Source organism: Lactobacillus sp. (assembly GCF_051893255.1).
Lineage (GTDB): Bacteria > Bacillota > Bacilli > Lactobacillales > Lactobacillaceae > Lactobacillus.
In genome coordinates, this window is record NZ_JBJFHB010000058.1 from 18,664 (window position 1) to 28,512 (window position 9,849).

General features: G+C 46.2%; 6 protein-coding genes. 4 read left to right on the plus strand and 2 right to left on the minus strand.

The features are described from left to right. Positions 1 to 41: 41 nt before the first annotated feature. Complete coding sequence (locus ACI4WN_RS05005; RefSeq protein ID WP_439777243.1) at positions 42 to 1,379, minus strand: Fic family protein; 1,338 nt, start codon at positions 1,377 to 1,379, stop codon at positions 42 to 44. A gap of 233 nt (positions 1,380 to 1,612) precedes the next feature. Continuing rightward, entirely contained in the window at positions 1,613 to 2,500 is an 888-nt protein-coding gene (locus tag ACI4WN_RS05010) for a LysR family transcriptional regulator (RefSeq protein ID WP_439777244.1), read from the minus strand. Between the two features lie 129 nt (positions 2,501 to 2,629). Between ACI4WN_RS05010 and ACI4WN_RS05015 the strand changes: the two genes are divergently transcribed. From ACI4WN_RS05015 to ACI4WN_RS05030, 4 genes are all read left to right on the plus strand, one after another. After that, positions 2,630 to 4,084 (plus strand): FAD-dependent oxidoreductase, encoded by a 1,455-nt coding sequence (locus ACI4WN_RS05015; protein ID WP_439777245.1) that lies wholly within the window; start codon positions 2,630 to 2,632, stop codon positions 4,082 to 4,084. A gap of 20 nt (positions 4,085 to 4,104) precedes the next feature. After that, positions 4,105 to 4,785: a hypothetical protein gene (locus ACI4WN_RS05020; RefSeq protein ID WP_439777246.1), complete on the plus strand. Its 681-nt coding sequence runs from the start codon at positions 4,105 to 4,107 to the stop codon at positions 4,783 to 4,785. A 165-nt stretch (positions 4,786 to 4,950) separates the two neighbouring features. Beyond that, complete coding sequence (locus ACI4WN_RS05025; RefSeq protein WP_439777247.1) at positions 4,951 to 8,079, plus strand: type I restriction endonuclease subunit R; 3,129 nt, start codon at positions 4,951 to 4,953, stop codon at positions 8,077 to 8,079. 10 nt (positions 8,080 to 8,089) lie between these two features. After that, positions 8,090 to 9,733, plus strand: coding sequence for a type I restriction-modification system subunit M (locus ACI4WN_RS05030; RefSeq protein WP_279190531.1), 1,644 nt, complete (start codon positions 8,090 to 8,092; stop codon positions 9,731 to 9,733). Positions 9,734 to 9,849: the final 116 nt, after the last annotated feature.

The following is a 9,849-nucleotide window of genomic DNA, read 5'->3' on the forward strand; positions in this document are numbered from 1 at the left end:
TCCATGTTTATAAAAAATCTCGCCCCGATAAGGGGCGAGATTTACGTTAATTCACTAAAATTAAGGTAGCCGGGCTCTTTACCGTGCTCGGCACAATACTTTTTAACATAGTTTCTAAATTCAGTTGATCCGTTATAAACTTCATTGGAAACCATTTGAATTAGAGAGTCATTTAGCTCGGGAAATTTGTCGGACAATTGAATAAATAGGTCTACTCGAGCTCGATAAAGCGCCTGTTTGCTAGTTTCCTGAAATTTCTCTTCATTCCAGTCGAGATCGTCGAATCTAAACTGATCTAGCCGCTTCATGATCTCAGCATCGCTGGCTCCATCCGCAAATAAGACCCGTGCGGCAAAATAACGAGCCCAGTAACAAGCGGTATCGTTGGCAACGCCATTGGAGATCTCGTCTGCCATATAAAAACTATAGCCATCATCAAAATGGTCCTTGAAGACTTTGTTTAGTGCATGATGATATCTCACAGATACTGGAGAAGTCTCATCGTAGATCGCATCCCCCAAAGATTGCCACTTATAGCCAATGTTAAAACTAAACTCATCATGCCGGTCCAGCTTCCACTCGCGTTCTCTGCCCTTTAGTTTAATTGCGGCCAGCCGATTTTTGTAGATCTGTCCGACATAGCTAGCGACCAGGTTCTCCAGCGGTGCGCCATCGATGCCGTTACTAGTCTGGCACGCTTCAAGTGCATCAAGATAGGCGCCGCGGTGATCGCTGTCTGGCAAAATGTTGACGAGCGGGTAGCCATTTTCTAGCAAGGCCATGTTCATGAGGAGGCGCGCCAGCCGGCCATTGCCATCCTGGAAGGGATGGATGGTCACGAACTTCAAGTGCAGCTGGGCGGCGAAGGCGACGGGGTGGAGGCGTGCTTGGGCGTCAGGGATCCACTTGACCAGGTCTTCCATCTGCGGACGGATTTCAAAAGGCTGGCTGTAAGGATTATGCGTGCTTTGTGCAGGATGCACCGCGGTTGTTCGGTATTGGCCGGAAATGTCTGGTTCAGACAGCTTGGTCAGGTCGTAGTGGAGCTCTTTGATCATTTGCTCGGTGATTGGCGTTTGATTTTTGACAAAAAAGAGCATGTCATCATAGGCGCGGCCCAGGTCCAGGGTGGCCAAAAGGTCACTGATTCGGTTGCCGCTGCCTGTGAGGCCCTTGTCCAAAATTTTAGTGGTATCTCGCAGCCCGACCTTTGCCCCCTCAATCGCATTTGAGGACCAAACGTGCTCAAACTTCTGCTCTTTGCTATCGGGGCTCCACTGGGATCTCAGCGTCTGCTGGTCTTCTGGCAGCAAGTTTTTCAGGGCTTTGCGGCAGTTGAACTGCAAGAGATCAACTTGGGCTAGGGTGTATTCGGTCATGGCGGCGCCTCCTTTTCTAATCAATTCTAATTTTACTCTCTGAACCCCGCCCCTGGCTACGAGAACAGCAGATTTTACGAAAGCGCTTAAACGTCAATGGTATAGGCGCTAAGCTGAATTGAAGAAAAATGGCTGTGGACAAGATTCCGCCTTACGTGAGTGAAGTGGTGGAAAAGTTTGTGATTGGGTATTAGCTGTTGAAAAATCCTGCTCTTATGGGGGGCGGGATTTTCTTATTGCAGCACATCTTGAATTAGCGTTAATTTAGGCGAATTTTTGGAATAGATAAACTTAATTCGATAGTCTTGAGACGCCGTTCCCGTAATCGGCAAGTAGTTGATCAGGTCTTGCTCATTCAAAAACTGTTGGTACAGCTTCCCAGGATAAAAAGCAATTGCTTGATCCATGGCAACCAGCATCTGCATCTGCTCAATATGGGCGATGCGGGCGCAGCGAATGCCCTCTAGTCCCTCTGGCAAAGTTGATAAAAAGGCTTCACGCAAGTAATGGGAGTCTTCAGACGTATAGTATAAAACTGGCTTTTTAACGGCTTCTTTAATGGGGAAAGCTGGCAAGTTCGCCCATTGGCTCGCCTTGCTGACTCCCATGAGCATGTCGGCCGCGTAAACGTCTTTGAAGCCGATCTCGCTGCTTAAATCTTTTAGCCCGTCCCCATAGTCCAGAATAGCAGCAATATCGACTAAGCCGTGTTGGACATCTGCTACCAAGTGGTTGACCCCTTCATGGGTAATCTTCAGTTCCAGTTTAGGATTTCGCAACCTGTATTGATAAAGCGTATTTTTTAATAGAGACCCTTCAAATGGGGAGAAATAGCCAACTGTCAATTGCAGTGCCGCCTCTTTTTGCTGGTAGCGCAGGGCATTGACATCAATTTGAAACTTAGCCAGCATGTCACTGACTTGCAGATAAAACTGTTGCCCGACAGGAGTAATTTCGATTTTATTTTTTCCTCGCTTAAAAAGTTTTATCCCAAGTTCGGCTTCTAACTTTTGGATCTTTTGAGAAATGGCGCGCTGGGAAACGAATTCGTTCTCGGCTGCCTTTTTAAAACTGCCAGCTTCAACTACTGCGCAAAAGCATTTTAAGTTATCAAAATTCATCTTTTTATCTCCTTACGCGAAGTAAAAACTTCTGCTGGTGAAAAAAGTACTCACTATAAAAAATGTAGGATAGCTTCTACAATTACTAGTGTAATAGTAATGTAAGCAAATTCAAAGGAGAAAATAGTTATGGCAATTGCATCTAAGAAAAATTATGATGTCATCATTGTTGGTTCAGGTGCCGCAGGTGAAGCTGCAGCCTTAACTGCTGCGGAAAATGGCAATAGTGTCCTTCTTTTGGAAAAGGGCCGTTCAACTGGCGGTAGCGCCAACTATAGTGAAGGGATTTTTGCCGTTGGCTCTTACCTCCAAAAGGAAAAGGGGATCAATGTTTCCGGTACTGACGTTTTGAAAGAAGAAGTTGAATACTCCAAGTATAAAGCTGATTCCCGGATTTGGCGCAAGTATGTGGACTCCAGTGCAGAAAACGTTCAATGGCTGGCTGATGAAGGCGTCGTTTTTGAACGTGTGCAAGCTATGGGGGCCGGCGAAGCCACTTGGCACATTTACAAGGGCTTTGGCTACGGCGCCATCCACACTTTGGAACCTAAGTTTATCAAGCTAGGCGGGGAACTGTTAACCTCAACGGCAGCTATTGACCTGAAGATTGCTGATGATGAGACTAAGACTGTCACCTTGCGCAATGAAGCTAATGGCGAAACCGAAGATGTAACTGCCAAAGTAGTGATTTTGGCTGCTGGTGGCTATCTCAATAACCCAGAGATGCTGGCTGAAGAAACTGACTACGATCTGTCACGGTTGATTCCAGTTTCAAGTGGCAAGGGGACCGGGGATGGTCTCCGCTTAGGCTGGGGTGCCGGTGCTCGCAAGTACGGTACTGGGATGGCCATGCTTTTTGGCGGATACTTAAAAGATCCTGATCAACCATCCTTCAAGATGATGAGCAGTCAAATGAACGTTGCTGCTGGGCAACAGCCGCTTCTTTGGGTCAACCAAGATGGTGAACGTTTCGTTGATGAATCGGTAATCTATAACTTCAGCTACGCCGGTAACGCCCTTTACACGCAAAATGAAGTCTACAGCATTTTGGATCAGGGCGTGATTAAGAAGATGGCTGAAGAAGGCAACTTCATGGGGCTCGGCGTTTATGTTGAACGCGGCGACAAGATGGACAAGCTGCAAGCAGAAATCGATGAAGCTGTTGCTGCAAAGAAGCCTTACATCGTTAAGGCTGACACGATTGAAGAATTGGCTGAAAAGTTGAACCTGCCTAAGGAAAAATTAACGGCAACGATCAAGCAATACAATGAATACGCTGCTGAAGGCGAAGACAAAGAATTTGGCAAGGATGCTGAATATTTGGTTCCTGTAGAAGAAGGACCTTACTATGGCTTCAAGCTCTACATTGGCGCTTTTTGCACGATGGGCGGGCTGAAGGTTGATACTAACAACGAAGTTGAGGACAAGGATGGACATGTAATCCCAGGTCTTTACGCTGCTGGTAATGATGCTGCCGGTTTGACTGGCGACACTTATGGTCCTAACATGCCAGGGACTTGCGCTGGGTACGCTTTCTACTCTGGTCGCAACGCTGCTAAGGATGCTCAAAAGTATTTGAAATAGTCGGTAAGTTGGTACTGACAATGAATAATCCTGCTCCTGTGGAGCAGGATTTTCTTTTGTCTATGCTATTATTTAACTATAAACATATTATTGCTGTGTTACCAAAGGAGAAAAAGATGAAGTTAAAGAAAGCGGCATTAGCCTTGCTTGCTGGCGTATCCCTGGCAGGTGCAGCCTACTTGCCAAAGCAGGCTGATCAGGTTCAAGCTAAGTCGACTAAAAAGAAGTCTAGTGAGCCATTCCCCAAGGATCCCTATCCTAAAGTGAAGTATACCAACGGCAAGTATGGCGTGGAGACGACTGCTAGCGCAAAAGCAAGGTTAGCTTGGTCCAGACGGCATAGTGAAAAATGGAGTATGTATTATCATGCGGATATTAGAAAGACGAGTGACCTAAATCGTTTCAAAAAATCTCGCCAGAAAATCGTCTTTCAAGCTGTTGAAGCCCTTAGTAAAAAGAAGAAAGTTCTCTTTACCGTCACTGATGTTCAAGAAGGGACATATACTGAAGAATATATGCACAGATATTTCTCAGAAGATAAAATCCCAGGTTCTTGGCACAACTACCGCTTCTGGGCAATGGGGCCACAGCTTACTCCGGTAAACTGGAAGAATAAGAAGGGAATTATTTACGAAGAAGTACCGTACTACACAACTAAGCAATTAGTGAAGATGAGTAAAGCTTTTAGTTCGAAAAAGTAAAAGATCCAAAATATGGATTGCAAAATCTCCTCAAAATTGAATACTTTCAGAGAAGCTTAGGGTTTACGCCTTGAGCTTTTTTCTGATAACCCATAAAATTAAAAGAGAGCCTTTACATTTTCCCAAAAGTGTAAAGCACCATTCAAAGAGGAAATTAGAAAAATTATGACTGAAATCGATCCAGGCGAAATCGCCTTTGAAAATGAATTAATCGAATATTTGCAGCATGTCGGCGCTACCCGCCAGTGGAAGTACATGCCTAACATCAAAACTACCAACCAGCTCTGGGACAACTTTCAAGACATCTTAGAGCGCAACAACATGGACAAGCTTGATGGCAAAAAGCTTTCCAAGACTGAATTTGGCCAGGTTAAACGTGAAATTGAAGCCTTGGACAACCCTTATAAAGCCGGGATGTTCCTGTATGGCGTTGGCGGCAAGAGCCAAGTTGCCGTCAGCCGGGACGATGGCAAGCAGGTCATCTTGACTGTTTTTGACCAGGACCAAATCGGCGGCGGGAACACCGTCTACCAGATCGTCAACCAGATTGAGCGCAAGCCCGTGATCAGCGGCAAAAGACCGCGCCGGTTTGACGTAACCATGCTGATCAATGGTCTGCCAATCATCCAAATCGAAGAAAAAAGAGCCTCCATCAGCACTGATGAAGCCTTCAACCAGATGCTGCAGTATGTTGATGAACGCCAGTATACCGGCATTTTCTCGACCTTGCAGATCCTGGTGGGGATGACCAGAAACGAAATCCGCTACATGGCCATGCCAAACGATGCTGACCACTTCAATACTGACTTTGCCTTTGAATGGCAAGATGAGCAAACCAACCGGCCGGTCCATGACTGGAAGGTCTTTGCGTCAAAAGTCTTGTCCATCCCCATGGCCCACCAGCTGGCAACTAACTACATGATCCTGGATGGGACGCCCCACCACCAAATGATTAAGGTCATGCGGCCATACCAGGTTTACGCCACCCGCAAGGTGATGGACCAAATTCGGGCTCATGACTTTGACGTGAGCGACCAGCGCCTAGGCTATGTCTGGCACACGACGGGGTCCGGTAAGACAATCTCCAGCTTCAAGGCAGCCTGGCTAGCAGCAAGACAGCCTAATGTTGACAAGGTGGTCTTCATGGTTGACCGGGTAGCCTTGACCAACCAGACCGTGGCCGAATACCAAGCTTATGACCCTGACAACGACCCAGAATCCAGCACTGGCGGGGTGGTTATGGACGCCGCCAATGTTTTTGACTTAAAGCGCAAGCTGAAGAAAAAGGGCAGCAGCGTGATTGTAGCCTCGACGCAGAAGATGGCGACCCTGGTTAGACGGCACAAGTACACTGACGACCAGCACGTGGTCTTCATCGTCGACGAAGCTCACCGGTCTACTAGCGGGGAAATGATCCGTGATATTAAAAAAGCCTTCCCGCACTCAGCCTGGGTGGGCTACACGGGGACACCAGTCTTTGACGATCCAAAGCACAAGAATAAAGGCAATACGACTCAAGAAATTTTTGGCGACCCACTGCACATCTACACGATTAGAGAAGCGATTGCCGACCACAACGTCTTGGGCTTTAAGGTTGACTTCCAGACCACGCTGCCTAAAGAGTCGCTAGAAAAAGAGTATTTACCAAAATACTTTAGAAACCTCTATCCCAAGTGGACGGATGCAGAAATTCAGAACCGGATCCAGCACCTGACGCCAGAAGACATGGACGATGTCTTGCAGCCCAGCGTTTATGACAACAACAAGGCTCACGTGAAGCTGGTCGTTGACGACATTTACAAGTACTGGGCCAACCGATCAAACGGCGGCAAGTACAGCGCGCTCCTCACGACCCACGTGGGCGGGGGCAAGGCGTCTACGCCAATGGCCATGATGTACTTTGATGCTTTTAGAAAAAAGAACGAGGGATTAGAGGATCCATCGAAGCGGTTAAAGGTGGCGATCACTTTTAGCCAAGACAATTCTAACGGTGACAACCAGCTGGAAAATAACCGGGGACTCAGCCGGGCAATCAAGGCCTACAACGAAGAATTTGGGACCAGCTTTGATGATAGCACGGTTAAGGAATATACCGAAAACGTGGTGAACCGGCTGGCTAGAACCTTGGGCGATGATCAAAAGAACCTAGATATCGTCATTGTGGTTGACCAGCTGCTGACGGGCTTTAACGCGCCGATGCTGAATACCTTGTACGTTGACCGGACCCTGCAAGGGGCCAACCTGATTCAGGCATACTCGAGAACCAACCGGGTTCAGGACATGAACAGCAAGCCTTTTGGCCGGATCGTCAACTACCGCTGGCCGCACTATTCAGAAAAGTTGATGAACGACGCTTTGACGGTATATGCTAACCGGCAGTCGGCGATGCATCAAGAAGAACTCCTTGATCCTGTGAATATTGTCGAGGTCCCGTTTGAAGACTTAATCAAAGAGCAGATCAAAGTTGTTAATAAAATTGAACAAAAGACAGACCACTTTACAGCCTGTCCACCTAGTGAGAGCGATCAAGTTGAACTGTGGCAGCTGATGCACAAGTACAACGGCTTGATGGTCAAAATCAAGCAAGATGACAACTATGATCGGGAACATCCGGAAAAGCTTTTTGATCAATTGCCATTAAACAAAGAAGACGAAGTGGCCTTGACCGGTCCAATCTTGACTAAGCTGAAAAAAGAAATTGCTCAAAGAAGCCATGAAAATGCGGATATTTTTAACCTCAGCTTTAAGATGGAACACATCAAGGACGTACGGGTTAACTACGACTACATCAATGAACTTTTAGCTCAACTGGCCAATCAGCTTCATGATGGAGATGAAGAAGGGGCTAAACAGACTCACGAGCAGCTGCAAAGCATGAGTAATACCATTGAAGACAAGAAATTTGTAGCTAAATTAACGAATTTCATTAAGGGCCTGTTTAATAAAACAATCGGTGCTGTAAATTACCCACTGCAGGGGCAAGACATGGGTCAGCTTATGGATGAGCATGCAAATAATAGCGAAAAAAGTGAAATTGCTGACTTTAAGAAAAAGTGGGGCTTGTCTAACCTGGAAAGCAGTCAGGAAGTTAACAAAATCATCGATTACCATACTTTGGAAATGGACGATCTAGACACGCTAGGTGAACTGACGAATATCATCAACGAAGCTCAGAAGACTTATAAGGTTGATGCCCATGATGAAAAGGTAAGATCTTTAAGCAAGATCAAATATCGTAAAGAATTGCGGCAAGCCGTGAAGAACTTTGCTGATTTAATTAAACGGAAGTATTAAGGAGAAAACAATGTCAGAAGCACAAGACATCTCGAGTAAGCTATGGGGGATGGCCAACGAATTGCGGGGAACCATGGATGCCGGTGAATACCGGAATTATATCCTGGGCTTTATGTTTTACCGCTATTTGTCTGAAAAGCAGGAAGAATACTTTACTGATAATGATATCTTGGAAGCAGAAGACGGTAAATCGATTAACGAGGTTTATCGAGAAGAAGCAACTGGCGATGATTTAGAAGACTATCTAGAAGAAATTGCCGGTTCACTTGGCTATGCTATTGCTCCAGAAGATACCTGGACCACTTTGATGGGAAAGATTCATGATAGCAAGGCTACCGCTGAAGACTTCCAGAACATGTTTGACCACTTTGAAGAGAATGCTAAGTTGAACGAGTCAGCTAAGCAAGACTTTGGTGGGGTCTTCTCAGATATCAACTTGAACAACAGCCGATTGGGTAATAACTTGGCAACCAGAACTAAGACTTTGATTGCTACGGCTAAGATGGTTAACGAGTTTAAGTATTATGATGAAGAAGGTCATGACATCTTAGGGGATGTTTATGAATACCTAATCAAGCAGTTTGCCAGCAACTCTGGTAAGAAGGCTGGCGAATTCTACACGCCGCACGAGGTTTCCAAGGTTTTGGCTAAGTTAGTTGCAGCTAACCTGGACATGGGGCAGGAAACCTTCTCTATCTACGACCCGACTATGGGATCTGGTTCCTTACTGCTTACAGTGCGGGATGAGATTCCAAATGGACACAAGAAGGGGAGAGTCAACTTCTTTGGTCAAGAATTAAACACGACCACTTACAACTTGGCCCGGATGAACCTGATGATGCACGGCGTCGACTATGACAACATGACGCTGAAGAACGCCGATACCTTGGAGCAAGACTGGCCAGATGGGTTAGATAAAGATGGGGTTGATCATCCACACTTCTTTGATGCCGTTGTGGCAAACCCGCCATATTCACAGAACTGGGATGCTGCAGCAGGTAAGATGAAGGATCCACGTTTTAAGGACTATGGGGCTTTGGCACCTAAGAGTAAGGCAGATTATGCTTTCTTGTTGCACGGCTTGTACCACTTGGAAGAAGACGGTACGATGGCGATCGTTTTACCGCACGGCGTACTTTTCCGCGGGGCCGGGGAAGGCAAAATCCGGAAAGCCTTGCTTGAGAAGGGACAGATTGATGCCATTATCGGGATGCCAGCAGGTTTGTTCTACTCAACTGGGATTCCAACTATTGTGATGGTGCTGAAGAAGCACAGAGATAACCGAGACGTGCTGTTTATCGATGCGTCCAAGGGATTCGAAAAGGGCAAGAATCAAAATATCTTGCGGGATGAAGACATCGATAAGATTGTTGAGACATACAAGAAGCGGGAAGATGTAGATAAGTATGCTCACCTGGCAACGATGGATGAGATTAAGGAGAACGAGTACAACCTTAACATCCCTCGGTATGTGGATACTTTTGAAGAAGAACCACCAATTGACATCGTGGCTTTGAGCAAGGAGATGCAAGAGACGGATAAGCAGATTGCGGAGAGTGAAGCTGAATTCTTGTCATTGGTTGATGATCTTGCTGTGACTGAGGAAACGAAAGACACGATTGACGCTATTAAGGCGGTGTTTAAGCATGACTAATCGGGATGCAAAAGCTGAAAAAAAGGCTCCGAAACTGCGGTTTAAAGGCTTTACTGACGATTGGGAGCAGCGTCAACTAGAGGACGCTGTTGAAGACTATGTTGTAAAGACTACAA